Here is a 13,921-nt window from a genome sequence, read left to right on the forward strand (position 1 = left end):
GATTCCATGGCAACACTTGAGCCTGTTCCTAATACGCCCGGAACAGGCTGGCAACTATCAACGACGTGGCAAAAATCCCAATGGATCTACAGGTTTCCCTTGGCGGCGAATCTCAAAATGCAGTTTCACCCGGTCAGTTCCTGTTGACCCCATCTCGGCAATCGTTTGCCCTGCCTTGACCTGTTGACCTTCCCGTACCAAAAGCCTGCGATTATGACCGTAGGCACTGACGTAGGTATCGCTGTGTTTGATGATGATCAATTCGCCGTAGCCCCGTAATCCACTTCCGGCGTAAACAACTGAACCATCAGACGCTGCCAAAACAGGCTGTCCCAAATCACCAGCGATATCAATTCCTTTATTCAAACTGCCGTTTGAGGAAAATTTTCCTATCAAAATGCCACTTGAAGGCCAGGTCCAACCCGTCGGAGACTTGCCCGCTGGGCCTGTCCCGGTGGTCGCAGAAGGAGGTATTACCACAGGTACAACCGCAACAGGCTTGGAAATAACCGTAGTTTTGACGGACCCGGAACTGCTGGTGCTGGTTGATGTAGAGGTCACCGGACGTCCTGCGCCAGAAGTCGACGCTACGTCCTGCGTTGAAGAGGAGCGCCCGTCAAAGCGAATTGTCTGACCTGGCTTGATGGTAAACGGCTCGGGGATCTGATTACGGGCAGCCAGCGCTTTCCAGTCCCAGCCGTAACGGAATGCAATAGAAAAAAGCGTGTCACCGCGCCTGACCACGTATTGGCCGGTGGTTACCGTCGGGCGCTGGGCAACGGCATTACCGTTACGATCAACGACACGAACACCGCCTGAAGGCGTGCTGGAGCAGCCGACCAAAAGGACACTGAGAGCAATGCCAATCACCAGACGCTGATAACTTCTTGAAGACCTGAGCTGCTGAATGACTGTGAGACTCACCCGCCACTCCCTTTACTGGTGACTGAATTCAAAAAAGATGCCTATTGTGCCGTAATAGCGACGGGCAGCCAGTGATTAACCGTTGAAAAAACGTTGTTATGTATCAATCAGCTACATGGAATGATGCCATCAGGCCATTCAACATTCCGGGCCGCGCGCTGTAGACCAATGACTGAAGCCAGAATTCACTGTTTACCGAAGACAATCTTCACGCGATTGGCCCGTTGAGCAGTGGCACGAAGCGCACAGCCCCCAGTACGTGCCGGGAAAAACCGTTTTCTTCACGGATGATCAGCATCAATTGCTGAACCTCTCCCGAACCCACCGGTATGACCAGCCGACCTCCAGGTGCCAGTTGATCAAGCAGCGCCTGCGGTACGTCGGTTGCCACTGCCGTGACGATGATGCCGTTATAAGGTGCCAGAGCAGGCCAGCCTTCCCAGCCGTCGCCCCAGCGGAAAACCACATTACGCAGATTGAGCTCGACCAGACGCTCTTTGGCGCGGTCCTGAAGGACTTTGATACGCTCGACCGAAAATACACGCTCCACCAGCTGCGCCAGCACCGCGGTTTGGTAGCCCGACCCTGTACCGATCTCCATGACCTTGTCCAGCGGACCTGCTGCCAATAGCAGCTCGCTCATCCGCGCGACCATGTAAGGCTGGGAAATCGTCTGATTGTGGCCGATGGGCAGCGCTGTGTCTTCATAAGCGCGATGCGCCAGCGCTTCATCGACAAACAGATGCCGGGGCGTCTTGCGAATGACGTCCAGCACCCGCTGGTTGGAAATACCCTCTTCGCAGAGGCGCTGGATCAGACGTTCACGGGTGCGCTGCGAGGTCATCCCGATCCCGCGATGCAATAGATCATCCTGCTCGCGCGACATCAACGAAGACCCTCCAGCCAGGTATTCAGGCTGCTGAATCCGTCCTGATAAGTTCGATCCAGCTGCAACGGCGTAATCGATACATAACCCTGTATGACCGCATGGAAGTCGGTGCCAGCACCGCCGTCCTCGACATCGCCGGCAGCGGCAATCCAGTAGCCGGCACGACCACGCGGGTCGACAACCTTTACCGGTGCCGCAGCACGGGCACGGTGCCCCAGTCGGGTCAGTTGAATGCCGCGGATATGCTCAAGCGGCAGGTTCGGAATATTCACGTTCAGTACCGTGCGGGGTGGCAGGTCGAGTTGCTCATGGGCCTCAACCAGCAAACGCGCATAATGCGCCGCCGTCGCCAGATTATCCGGCTGACGTGACAAAAACGAAAAGGCAAACGACGGACGCTGCAGAAAACGCCCTTCAAGCGCTGCAGCGACCGTTCCGGAATACAGTACATCGTCGCCCAGATTGGCACCCAGGTTGATACCTGAAACCACCATGTCCGGTTGATTCTCCAATAACCCATGAATCCCCAGATGCACGCAGTCGGTCGGCGTACCATTGAGACTGATGAAGCCATTGGCCAGTGTATGTGGGTGCAAGGGCCGGTCGAGTGTCAGGGAACTGCTGGCACCGCTTTTGTCCTGATCAGGGGCGATCACCACGCACTCGGCATAGTCCGCCAGCGCCGCATGGAGCGCGACAAGACCGGGCGCGTTCACCCCGTCATCATTTGATATCAGAATACGCATGGGCTGTCCGTCTGCCCAACCGGCACCAGATCAATGAGTTCGCGCACTAAAACGGTGGCGAAGCATCCGGGCGGAAGGACGAATTCCAGTTGCAGAATGTCAGACTCGGGATAATGCCACGTCAGCCGCCCAATGGGCAGTCGCAGGATGCGTCGTTCGTGCTCCATGCCCGCTCTGACCAGCCAGTCACGCAACGCAGACTCATCATTGGCGATGGCATTTTCCAGCTCTGCCGTCGCGCCACCGGCTGGCGAATGGCCTTCACCCCACTGCGGCCCGGTAGGGTGCAGATCGAGAATTGCCAGCCGGGGATCGCTGCACTCATCAACACCCGCCGGAAAAAAGCTGCGGCTGTCGGTGAAAGCGAGCAAATCCCCTACCTGAGCCTTTTCCCAGCTGCCATCGGCAACGCGGGCTGCCAGAACCCGATTGAACAGGTAGCTGCGCGCTGTGGATAACAATCGCGAACGCACCGCACGTTGCTCAGGCAGCGCTTTGCGGGCAGCGTAATCGCGTGCCTCGCCAAGATTTCCGCCCTGATAACCGAAACGCTGCGTACCAAAGTAGTTGGGGATGCCCTGCCGGGCAATTATTTCAAGGCGCTGGTTCAAAGCGTCCGTATCAGCGTCCAGTTGCGTCAGCCGCAGCGTAAAGCCATTCGCTGCGTGAGCACCGCGTTGTAGCTTGCGCTTGTGTCGAGTGCTTTTGAGAATTTGCAGCGTATCGTCCTGCGCGGCCGACAGATCAGGATCGGCCTTGCCCGGCAGTTGAATGCTGAACCACTGGCGGGTCAGTGCCTGGCGGTCCTTGAGACCGGCATAGCTGACCGTACGCAACTGCACCCCCGCGGCCCGGGCCAGCCGACGTGCCGCCTCTTCGGTATTCAGACCGCGTTTTTCGACCCACAGCCATAAATGCTCGCCATCGCCTGAAAGCGGAATGTCCAGCACCTCGTCGACCTGAAAGTCTTCGGCAGTCGCCTTGAGGGCTGCACGACCCAGTGCATCGCCGTAGGCCCTGGGGCCGAGCAGTTCAAGTTCATTCATGCGCGCAGCAACAACGCAACGGCATGCACCGCGATGCCTTCTTCACGTCCGGTAAAGCCGAGTTTTTCTGTCGTTGTCGCTTTCACGTTCACCTGGTCCAGCTCAACCTGTAGATCTTCAGCGATCAAGGCACGCATGGCATCGATATGCGGTGCCATTTTCGGTGCCTGGGCAACAATGGTGGCGTCGACATTACCCACTTTCCAGCCTTTGCCGTGGATCTGCTTGAGGACATGACGCAGCAGCACGCGGCTGTCGGCACCTTTGAACTGCGGATCGGTGTCAGGAAAGTGCTTGCCGATATCACCCAGTGCCGCGGCCCCCAGGAGCGCATCGCTCAGGGCATGCAGCAGGACATCGCCATCGGAATGGGCCAGCAGGCCGAACCCGTGTGCAATCCGCACGCCGCCCAAGGTAATGAAGTCGCCTTCAGCGAAACGGTGCACATCATAGCCATGGCCAATACGCATAAAAAAACGCCCTGAAAAAAGTCAGGGCGTGATTCTACCTGCTTTGGCGCTCGTTAGCTGTTCAAGGCTTCAGCATGATGCCTTAGATGGTCTTCGATGAAGCTGGCGATGAAGAAATAGCTGTGGTCATAACCTGGCTGCATCCGCAAGGTCAGCGGATAGTTCGCAGCCTTGGCGGCCTGAACCAGAACTTCAGGCTTGAGCTGATTGACCAGAAAGTCATCACGATCACCCTGATCCACCAGCGTCGGCAGTTTTTCCGACGCTTGCCCAATCAACACACTGGCATCCCACTCGCGCCAACGCGAACGGTCTTCACCCAGATAATGGGAGAACGCCTTTTGCCCCCACGGGCAGTCAATCGGATTGCTGATCGGCGAGAACGCCGATACCGACCTGTAGCGACCGGGATTGCGCAGTGCGCAGACCAGCGCCCCATGCCCGCCCATCGAGTGCCCGCTGATACTGCGCGCCTCTGACGCCGGGAAGTGCTCTTCGATAAGGGCTGGCAGCTCCCTGACGACGTAATCATGCATCTGGTAATGCCGCGCATATGGCTGTTCGGTGGCATTGAGATAGAAGCCCGCCCCTTGACCGAAGTCCCAGGCACCTTCAGGGTCGTCTGCTACGTCGGCACCGCGCGGGCTGGTGTCAGGTGCCACGATAATAATGCCCAGCTCGGCCGCAAGCCGGTGAGCTGCGGCTTTCTGCATGAAGTTCTCGTCGGTGCAGGTCAGACCGGACAACCAGTACAGCACCGGGAGCTTGCTGCCCTGCTCTGCCTGGGGCGGCAGATAGACCGCAAACACCATGTCACAACCCAGTACTTGAGAGTGGTGTTTGTAACGCTTGTGCCAGCCGCCGAAGCTTTTCTGGCAGGAAATATTTTCCAAAGGCATGTCGCTTCCTCCAGTTGCAAGCGGCAAGCTACAAGCATGTAACAAATCTTTGTGCTTGCCGCTGCTCCTCAAAAATGAATGACGGTGCGGATGCTTTTGCCTTCATGCATCAGGTCGAACGCCTTGTTGATGTCTTCCAGGCCCATGGTATGGGTGATGAACGTATCCAGCGGGATTTCACCGGTCTGCGCCATGTCGACATAGCTTGGCAGTTCGGTGCGGCCACGCACGCCACCAAATGCCGAACCGCGCCAGACGCGTCCTGTCACCAGCTGGAACGGACGGGTAGAGATTTCCTGACCGGCACCGGCCACGCCGATGATGACCGACTCGCCCCAGCCCTTGTGGCAGGATTCCAGTGCTGCACGCATCAGTTGCACATTACCGATGCACTCAAACGAGAAGTCGACGCCGCCATCGGTCATGTCAACAATGACTTCCTGAATAGGACGGTCGAAATCTTTCGGATTGACGCAGTCAGTCGCGCCCAACTGTTTGGCGATCTCGAACTTGGCCGGGTTGATATCGATGGCGATGATTCGAGACGCTTTGGCTTTGACCGCGCCGATCAACGCTGAGAGACCGATACCGCCCAGACCGAAGATCGCTACTGTATCGCCAGGCTTGACCTTGGCAGTGTTGAGCACCGCACCGATACCGGTGGTGACACCACAACCCAGCAGGCAGACTTTTTCCAGCGGTGCCTGTTTGTCGATTTTGGCCACCGAGATTTCCGGCAGTACGGTGTATTCGGAGAAGGTCGAAGTGCCCATGTAGTGGAAAATCGGCTCGCCCTTGTAGGAAAAACGCGTGGTGCCATCCGGCATCAGGCCTTTACCCTGCGTGGCACGAATCGCCTGACACAGGTTGGTCTTGCCCGAACGGCAGAATTTGCACTGGCGACATTCCGGGGTGTACAGCGGAATAACGTGATCACCGACCGCGACAGAGGTGACACCTTCGCCAATGGCTTCGACAATCGCACCGCCTTCATGACCGAGAATCGACGGGAAAATCCCCTCGGGATCGGCACCGGAAAGTGTGTAGGCATCGGTATGGCAGACGCCGGAGGCCACTACTCTGAGCAGCACTTCTCCCGCCTTGGGCATGGCGACATCGACTTCAACGATCTCCAATGGCTTTTTGGCTTCAAAAGCGACAGCAGCGCGCGACTTGATCATCAAACTTCTCCGACGGGTAAAAACAAGGTATGCAGTGTAGTACAGTGCCAATTGGCAAGTAATACGGCTAAAAGCAAAACATTAATGCTGTACAGGGATAATCCATGCACATCAATCTCTGGGAAGGTCTGGATGAGTTCGTTGCCGTTGCAGAATGCGGGCAGTTCACGGCGGCTGCACAAAGGCTTGGGGTTTCCTCGTCACATATCAGCCGTCAGATCGTGCGCCTTGAAGAACGACTGCAAACCCGTTTGCTTTATCGCAGCACGCGCAAGGTCGCGCTGACCGAGGCTGGTCAAACTTTTTTGCATCACTGCCAAGGTTTGCAGGACGGCCGCGAAGAAGCACTGCGCGCTGTAGGCGATCTGACCAGCGAGCCGAAAGGGTTGCTGCGCATGACCTGCGCTGTGGCTTATGGCGAGCGCTTCATCACGCCCCTGGTGACACGCTTCATGGACCTGTATCCGCACTTGCGGGTCGACATCGAGCTGAGCAATGAAACGCTCGATCTGGTGCATGAAGGGATGGATCTGGCGATTCGCCTTGGTCGGCTACAGGATTCGCGCATGGTTGCAACTCGCCTCGCGCCACGGCAAATGTATCTGTGTGCTTCGCCTTCCTACATTGAACGCTATGGACGACCTCACAGCCTGTCGGAGCTGAATCGCCACAACTGTCTGGTCGGGGGCAGCGATACCTGGCAGCTTCAGCAGAATGGCCGCGAGTTCTCTCAGAGAGTGCAAGGCAACTGGCGCTGCAACAGCGGCCAGGCGGTGCTGGATGCCGCGTTGCATGGGGTCGGCCTGTGTCAGTTGCCGGACTATTACGTGCAGAAACACCTCAACGATGGAACGCTGGTTTCATTGCTGGAAGCCCATCAACCGCCCAATACTGCCGTCTGGGCGCTTTATCCTCAGCAAAGGCACCTGTCGCCCAAGGTGCGCAAGCTGGTGGACTATCTTAAAGAAGGCTTGGCGATGCGCGATGAGTACCGCCAGTAGTCAGCGACCGAACTCAGTGCGGCGTTGACGCAACCATTCAAGATCCTCGGGGCGAGTGACCTTGATGTTATCGGACCGCCCTTCGACCAGTCGCGGCGACTGCCCTGCCCACTCGATCGCCGATGCTTCATCGGTGATGCTCACATTCGACACCAAACTGTCCGCCAAGGCGCGATGCAGGGCCCCAAGACGAAACATCTGCGGCGTGAATGCTTGCCAGATCAGGCTCCGGTCCACGGTTTCAAGCACGCGACCACTGCTGTCGGCACGTTTGAGGGTATCCCGGGCCGGTACGGCCAGCAGGCCGCCAACCGGGTCGTCAGCCAGCTCGCCGAGCAGATTATCCAGATCACTACGCGCCAGATTAGGGCGCGCAGCGTCATGCACAAGCACCCAGTCATTGTCGCTCGCGCCCTGAGCATGCAGGTGCAGAAGCGCATTGAGCACCGAGCCCGAACGCTCGCTGCCGCCATCCACTCGCTGAATGCGGGCATCTTTAGCGCAGGGCAATGCAGCCCAGTAAGGGTCGTCCACAGCCAGACTGATCACCAGGCCCTTGAGCCGAGGGTGATCGAGAAAGCAAAGCAGGCTGTGTTCAAGAATTGTCAGGCCGCCCAGTTGCAAATATTGCTTGGGACGGTCAGCTGCCATGCGAGCACCAATGCCCGCTGCAGGTATCACTGCCCAGAAGGCAGGAAGAAAGTCTTTCATGGCACCAACTTGATTATTGCGCGAGCTGGTAAAGGGTTTCGCCGTCCTTGACCATGCCGAGTTCATGTCGGGCACGTTCTTCGACGGTTTCCAGACCCTTTTTCAACTCCATGACCTCGGCATCAAGCACGCGGTTGCGCTCCAGCAGCACCTCATTCTCAGCGTGCTGGTCGGCAATCTGCTGAGTCAGGCTGGCCACTTGCGCAAGGCTTCCGTTACCGACCCAAAGGCGGTACTGCAAGCCAGCCAGCAACAGGAGCAGGACGAGGAACAACCAGTTAGGACTGCGCATTGAAATATCAGGTACCCAGTAAAAAAGACAGCAGAGCCAACGTGAACAACAAACGACTGAGGGCATTGAGCCTGACATAAGCCAGGCTCAATCACTCCAGATTACCGCGGAGCGTCAGCATCGGAGCTGCGCAGGCAAGTCAGGTGACTCGAGTCTGTGCAGCACTCTGCGTCTTTTTACCATCTATGGCTCAACCGCGAAACTCGGCACGACCACGATACGCGGCCTTGGAGCCCAATTGCTCCTCGATGCGCAGCAGTTGGTTGTACTTGGAAACGCGGTCGGAGCGGCACAGCGAACCGGTTTTGATCTGACCGGCAGACGTGCCCACAGCCAGGTCGGCAATGGTCGAGTCTTCGGTTTCGCCGGAACGGTGAGAGATGATCGCAGTGTAACCGGCAGCCTTGGCCATCTGAATGGCTTCCAGCGTTTCGGTCAGGGAGCCGATCTGGTTGAACTTGATCAGAATCGAGTTGGCGATCTTCTTGTCGATGCCTTCTTTCAGGATCTTGGTGTTGGTTACGAACAGGTCGTCACCGACCAGTTGGACTTTCTCGCCGATCTTGTCGGTGAGAACTTTCCAGCCATCCCAATCGGACTCGTCCAGACCGTCTTCAATGGAAATGATCGGGTGCTTGCGCGTCAGCTCGGCAAGGTATTCGGCAAACTCGGCGGAGCTGTACTCGCCCTCTTCGCTGAGTTTGTACTTGCCGTTCTTGTAGAACTCGCTCGCCGCGCAGTCCAGCGCCAGGGTCACGTCGGTGCCCAGCGTGTAACCCGCATTGGCGACGGCTTCGGCAATAGCGTCGAGCGCTTCCTTGTTGGACGCCAGGTTAGGCGCGAAACCGCCTTCGTCGCCAACAGCGGTGTTCAGGCCACGCGCCTTGAGCACTGCCTTGAGGTGATGGAAAATCTCGGTGCCCCAGCGCAGGCCTTCAGCGAAGGTTTTGGCGCCGACAGGCTGGATCATGAATTCCTGGATGTCGATGTTGTTATCAGCATGCTCGCCACCGTTGATGATGTTCATCATCGGCACCGGCATGGAGTACACGCCCGGTGTGCCATTGAGGTTGGCGATGTGCGCGTACAACGGCAGATCCTGATCCTGAGCCGCCGCCTTGGCAGCTGCCAGGGAGACCGCAAGAATTGCGTTTGCACCCAGGCTTGCCTTGTTCTCGGTGCCGTCCAGCTTGATCATCGCGTGATCCAGAGCCTTCTGGTCAACCGGGTCCTTGCCCAGAAGCAGGTCACGGATAGGGCCGTTGATGTTGGCTACAGCCTTCAGAACGCCCTTGCCCATGTAACGGCTCTTGTCGCCATCACGCAGCTCCAGCGCTTCGCGCGAGCCGGTTGAAGCACCAGACGGCGCGCAGGCGCTGCCAACGATGCCGTTATCGAGGACCACATCTGCTTCTACAGTGGGATTGCCACGGGAGTCGAGAACTTCACGACCTTTGATGTCGACGATTTTTGCCATTGTTGTAAACACTCCAAGATTGACGAAAACGACGCAGCTGGGAAAACAATGCTCGCAGTCAGACGCAAAAAAAGGCAGGTCTGAATGCGACAACCCCGTCACGAATGACGGGGAACGGCACTTTACCGGAGAACCCTGTTCAAGCGGTCTCTACGATCGGAAAACTTTTGACAAGTTCATCCAGTGACTTGAGCTGGGCCAGGAACGGCTCCAGCTTGTCCAGACGCAGGGCACACGGGCCGTCGCATTTGGCGTTGTCAGGGTCCGGATGCGCTTCAAGGAACAGACCGGCCAGATTCTGGCTGATGCCTGCCTTGGCCAGATCCAGGACCTGAGCGCGGCGGCCACCGGCAGAATCGGAGCGACCACCCGGCATTTGCAGGGCGTGTGTCACATCGAACAGGATCGGGTATTCGAACTGCTTCATGACGCCGAAGCCGAGCATGTCCACCACCAGATTGTTGTAACCGAAGCTGGAACCCCGCTCGCAGAGAATCAACTGATCATTACCCGCCTCTTCGCACTTGGTCAGGATGTGTTTCATTTCCTGAGGTGCGAGAAACTGGGCTTTCTTGATGTTGATGACTGCGCCGGTCTTCGCCATCGCAACGACCAGATCTGTCTGACGCGACAGGAAGGCTGGCAACTGGATGATGTCGCACACTTCGGCAACCACGGCCGCCTGATGAGGCTCGTGCACGTCGGTGATCAACGGCACGTTGAAGGTGCGCTTGATCTCTTCGAAAATGCGCATGCCCTCTTCAAGGCCCGGCCCGCGGTAGGAATTCACCGAAGAGCGGTTGGCCTTGTCGAAGCTGGCCTTGAACACATAAGGGATACCGAGCTTTTCGGTCACCCTTACGTACTCTTCACAGACCTGCATGGCCATATCCCGGGATTCGAGTACGTTCATGCCGCCGAACAGCACCATTGGCTTATCGTTAGCGATCTCGATCGAACCTACGCGAATTGTTTTCTGAGCCATGTGTGAAGTCCCTGTCAGGAGTTTTTCTGATGTTGAGCCAGTGCCGCCTTGACGAAACCGCTGAACAGCGGATGACCGTCACGGGGCGTGGAAGTGAATTCCGGGTGGAACTGGCAAGCGACGAACCATGGATGATCCGGTGCTTCGACCACTTCAACCAGCGCACCGTCGCCGGAGCGACCGGAAATCTTCAGGCCAGCCTCAATCAGTTGTGGCAGCAGATTGTTGTTCACTTCATAGCGATGACGATGACGCTCGACAATTACGTCCTTGCGGTAGCAGTCGTGTACCAGCGAACCGGCTTCAAGCTGGCAATCCTGCGCCCCAAGACGCATGGTGCCGCCCAGATCGGAACTTTCGGTACGGGTTTCGACTGCACCAGTGGCATCTTCCCACTCGGTGATGAGACCCACCACGGCGTGCGCGCTGGTACGGTTGAACTCGGTGGAGTTGGCGTCTTTCCAGCCCAGCACGTTACGTGCGAACTCGATGACCGCCACTTGCATGCCCAGGCAGATGCCCAGATACGGAACCTTGTTTTCCCGTGCAAACTGGACGGCAGTGATCTTGCCCTCGACCCCACGCAGGCCAAAGCCGCCTGGAACCAGAATCGCATCCACGCCTTCAAGCAGGCCGGTGCCCTGGTTTTCGATGTCTTCGGAATCGATATAACGCAGGTTCACCTTGGTACGGTTGGTGATGCCGGCGTGGCTCATGGCTTCGATCAACGACTTGTAGGCGTCGAGCAGTTCCATGTATTTGCCGACCATCGCGATGGTGACTTCGTGCTCGGGGTTGAGCTTGGCGTCGACGACCTTGTCCCACTCGGACAGATCGGCACCCTCACATTGCAGGCCGAAGCGCTCGACCACAAAATCGTCCAGGCCTTGCGAATGCAGGATGCCCGGGATCTTGTAGATGGTGTCCGCGTCTTCAAGGGCGATAACCGCACGCTCTTCAACGTTGGTGAACTGAGCGATCTTGCGACGCGACGACACGTCGATCGGGTGGTCGGAGCGGCAGACCAGCACATCAGGCTGCAGACCGATGGAGCGTAATTCCTTCACCGAATGCTGAGTCGGCTTGGTCTTGGTCTCGCCGGCAGTGGCGATGTACGGCACCAGCGTCAGGTGCATCAGCATCGCGCGGCGTGCGCCCACTTCGAAACGCAACTGGCGGATGGCCTCGAGGAACGGCTGCGACTCGATGTCACCCACCGTGCCGCCGATTTCGACCAGCGCCACGTCGGCATCGCCTGCACCCTTGATGATGCGGCGCTTGATTTCGTCGGTGATATGCGGAATGACCTGAATGGTCGCCCCCAGATAATCACCACGGCGCTCTTTGCGCAGGACGTGTTCGTACACACGGCCGGTGGTGAAGTTGTTGTTCTGGGTCATGGTGGTGCGGATGAACCGCTCGTAGTGACCAAGGTCCAGGTCGGTCTCGGCGCCGTCGTGAGTGACGAACACCTCACCGTGCTGGAACGGGCTCATGGTGCCTGGATCCACGTTGATATAGGGATCCAGTTTGAGCATGGTGACCTTGAGTCCCCGCGCCTCCAGGATGGCCGCCAATGAAGCCGAGGCAATGCCTTTCCCCAATGAAGAAACAACACCGCCCGTGACGAAGATGTAGCGCGTCATGAAAAACCCTAGAAGTCTGCGTTAAAGCGGTCAGAGCCGCCGGGGATAGCGAAGGAAGGCCGAAGCCCCCGATTACCGACAAAATTCACGGTGCACTCCCGAAACTGCTGCGTTGAAACCGACCGGCCGAAGCCAGTGTGGTGTGCGCTACATTTTAAGAATTACCCAGCAAACACTGGTTGGTAACCGGCAACTTGCGTTGTTTCAAAAGAACCAACAGAAGTTGTATCAAGAAGGGAGCGTAGTCTACCTGAAAGGGCCTTTCAGCTCAAACTTTGGTCGCTGGTCGGTACAACCCAGTGCAAACGCCAGCTTTCATTGGGCGAACCGTCCAGTCCAGGCAGGTTGGCGACGGCCAGCAAGTCATTATCGCAGTAGAGCAGCGGCAATCTGCCGCGCAGAAAAACCGGTACAGCCTGTTCGTTGAGCAACCGTTTCAGATCACGACTGCCGCGTCCGCCGAGGTACATCACCTCACCTCCCCGCCGGTAGCGGACTTGCAGAGCGCCACACGGCACATCACCTTCAAGGCTTACCCAGCCATTGCCCGGCAAGTGCAACGGTGTGCGGCAGTCGGGCCAGTCTGTTACCGGGTGACGGACATGCTCCCAGTCAGCGGGCACCCACCAGATGCAGCCCTGCGCCCTGTGCAGCTCGCCATCGGCAAGCCGCCACAGCGGACGGGCATCCTGCGCTGCGTCGCGCAATGCCTCCCAGCCAGCCCAGTGATCGGTATCCGGCAAACGCGTCAGCGGCGCAAGCCAGTGGCGCAGTGCATTGCGCTGCCTTGCTGCGGACAGCACGGCAAGCGGGCCAATGCTCAGCACCGGCAAACCAAGCCAGGCAAATGGTGTCGTGGCCTGGGCACCGGCCAGATCCTGCACCGCAAGCTCGTCCAGCAATTGCTGTGCTTCGCCGAGGTGGCACGCCGTGCGCGCCAGACTGGTCGATGCCTGAGGCCATCTTGAGGTCAGCAATGGCAGCACGTCACTGCGCAAAAAGTTGCGCGAGAACCGGGAGTCGTCGTTGCTCGGGTCTTCGACCCAATTCAGACCGTGCTGATGTGCGTAGCCTTCAAGTTCGACACGAGATACTGCCAACAGCGGTCGCACCAAATGCCCACGCCCCAGAATTCGCTGACCGGGCATGGCAGCCAGACCGCGTACACCAGCGCCGCGCAGCAGACGGAACAGCAGGGTCTCGGCCTGATCGTCACGGTGCTGGCCGGTGAGCAACACATCCCCCTCAGCCAGCCTGTCAGTGAACGCGGTGTAACGCGCCTGCCGGGCAGCCTGCTCGATGCTCGCACCAGGATCGACGTTTACCCGAACCAGCTCAAATGCCACACCCAGCGCCTGACAAACCTGCCGACAATGTTCAGGCCACGCATTGGCTGCGGCCTGCAGGCCGTGATGAACATGAATGGCGTGTAAGACAGGCAGGCTTTCGCACTTGGCGAGCTTAGCCAGAAGATGCAACAGCACCGTGGAATCGAGGCCACCGGAAAAGCCGATATGCCAGGTTGGCGCGTTGCGCCAGGGAGCCAAAGCCTGAAGGAGCCTGGCAGGAAGGTCATGACCGCTGTGTGTGGAGGTGGTCATTGGTGTTTCTCATCGAACTTCGCTTATTCACGCACTGAACGGTGCAATGCTCA

Annotated in this window: 14 protein-coding genes; 1 reads left to right on the top strand and 13 read right to left on the bottom strand. The window is 57.9% G+C overall.

Annotated features, from left to right (window positions below):
* Positions 1–57: 57 nt before the first annotated feature.
* The 7 genes from FFH21_RS20340 to FFH21_RS20370 form a co-directional block, all read right to left on the bottom strand.
* Positions 58–924, bottom strand: coding sequence for a peptidoglycan DD-metalloendopeptidase family protein (locus FFH21_RS20340; RefSeq protein ID WP_002554701.1), 867 nt, complete (start codon positions 922–924; stop codon positions 58–60).
* A 208-nt stretch (positions 925–1,132) separates the two neighbouring features.
* A complete protein-coding gene (locus FFH21_RS20345; protein ID WP_002554702.1) occupies positions 1,133–1,768 on the bottom strand; it encodes a protein-L-isoaspartate(D-aspartate) O-methyltransferase in 636 nt (211 codons plus the stop codon).
* Between the two features lie 41 nt (positions 1,769–1,809).
* On the bottom strand, positions 1,810–2,559 hold the full coding sequence (gene surE, locus FFH21_RS20350) for a 5'/3'-nucleotidase SurE (protein ID WP_011169286.1): 750 nt from the start codon (positions 2,557–2,559) through the stop codon (positions 1,810–1,812).
* Positions 2,547–3,605 carry a tRNA pseudouridine(13) synthase TruD gene (truD, locus tag FFH21_RS20355; RefSeq protein WP_019742005.1) on the bottom strand — a complete coding sequence of 353 codons (1,059 nt, stop codon included), beginning with the start codon at positions 3,603–3,605 and terminating at the stop codon, positions 2,547–2,549. Before truD ends, surE begins: the two co-directional genes overlap by 13 nt.
* Positions 3,602–4,075, bottom strand: coding sequence for a 2-C-methyl-D-erythritol 2,4-cyclodiphosphate synthase (gene ispF, locus FFH21_RS20360; RefSeq protein ID WP_002554705.1), 474 nt, complete (start codon positions 4,073–4,075; stop codon positions 3,602–3,604). The genes truD and ispF overlap by 4 nt, the downstream gene beginning before the upstream one ends.
* A gap of 53 nt (positions 4,076–4,128) precedes the next feature.
* Positions 4,129–4,974, bottom strand: coding sequence for an S-formylglutathione hydrolase (fghA, locus tag FFH21_RS20365; protein ID WP_011169288.1), 846 nt, complete (start codon positions 4,972–4,974; stop codon positions 4,129–4,131).
* A 68-nt stretch (positions 4,975–5,042) separates the two neighbouring features.
* The gene (locus FFH21_RS20370) at positions 5,043–6,155 is read right to left on the bottom strand and encodes an S-(hydroxymethyl)glutathione dehydrogenase/class III alcohol dehydrogenase (protein ID WP_004666019.1); all 1,113 of its coding nucleotides are present in this window, start codon (positions 6,153–6,155) and stop codon (positions 5,043–5,045) included.
* A 110-nt stretch (positions 6,156–6,265) separates the two neighbouring features.
* On the opposite strand from FFH21_RS20370, the gene FFH21_RS20375 reads away from it, so the two are divergent.
* Positions 6,266–7,156: a LysR family transcriptional regulator gene (locus FFH21_RS20375; RefSeq protein ID WP_178114229.1), complete on the top strand. Its 891-nt coding sequence runs from the start codon at positions 6,266–6,268 to the stop codon at positions 7,154–7,156.
* Here the strand turns inward: FFH21_RS20375 and ispD are convergent, their stop codons facing one another.
* The 6 genes from ispD to tilS all read right to left on the bottom strand — a co-directional run bounded on the left by ispD (position 7,157) and on the right by tilS (position 13,868).
* Positions 7,157–7,867 carry a 2-C-methyl-D-erythritol 4-phosphate cytidylyltransferase gene (gene ispD, locus FFH21_RS20380; RefSeq protein WP_004657939.1) on the bottom strand — a complete coding sequence of 237 codons (711 nt, stop codon included), beginning with the start codon at positions 7,865–7,867 and terminating at the stop codon, positions 7,157–7,159.
* Positions 7,868–7,880: 13 nt separating this feature from the next.
* Positions 7,881–8,159: a cell division protein FtsB gene (gene ftsB, locus FFH21_RS20385; RefSeq protein WP_002554710.1), complete on the bottom strand. Its 279-nt coding sequence runs from the start codon at positions 8,157–8,159 to the stop codon at positions 7,881–7,883.
* A 190-nt stretch (positions 8,160–8,349) separates the two neighbouring features.
* Positions 8,350–9,636, bottom strand: a complete 1,287-nt coding sequence (eno, locus tag FFH21_RS20390; RefSeq protein WP_004666020.1) for a phosphopyruvate hydratase — start codon at positions 9,634–9,636, stop codon at positions 8,350–8,352.
* A gap of 139 nt (positions 9,637–9,775) precedes the next feature.
* The gene (gene kdsA, locus FFH21_RS20395) at positions 9,776–10,621 is read right to left on the bottom strand and encodes a 3-deoxy-8-phosphooctulonate synthase (RefSeq protein WP_004666021.1); all 846 of its coding nucleotides are present in this window, start codon (positions 10,619–10,621) and stop codon (positions 9,776–9,778) included.
* A 14-nt stretch (positions 10,622–10,635) separates the two neighbouring features.
* On the bottom strand, positions 10,636–12,267 hold the full coding sequence (locus FFH21_RS20400) for a CTP synthase (protein WP_002554712.1): 1,632 nt from the start codon (positions 12,265–12,267) through the stop codon (positions 10,636–10,638).
* Positions 12,268–12,530: 263 nt separating this feature from the next.
* Positions 12,531–13,868: a tRNA lysidine(34) synthetase TilS gene (gene tilS / locus FFH21_RS20405; protein WP_004666022.1), complete on the bottom strand. Its 1,338-nt coding sequence runs from the start codon at positions 13,866–13,868 to the stop codon at positions 12,531–12,533.
* Between the last annotated feature and the right edge of the window lie 53 nt (positions 13,869–13,921).

The sequence above is a fragment of the Pseudomonas sp. KBS0707 genome (assembly GCF_005937945.2).
Taxonomy (GTDB): Bacteria; Pseudomonadota; Gammaproteobacteria; order Pseudomonadales; family Pseudomonadaceae; genus Aquipseudomonas; species Aquipseudomonas amygdali.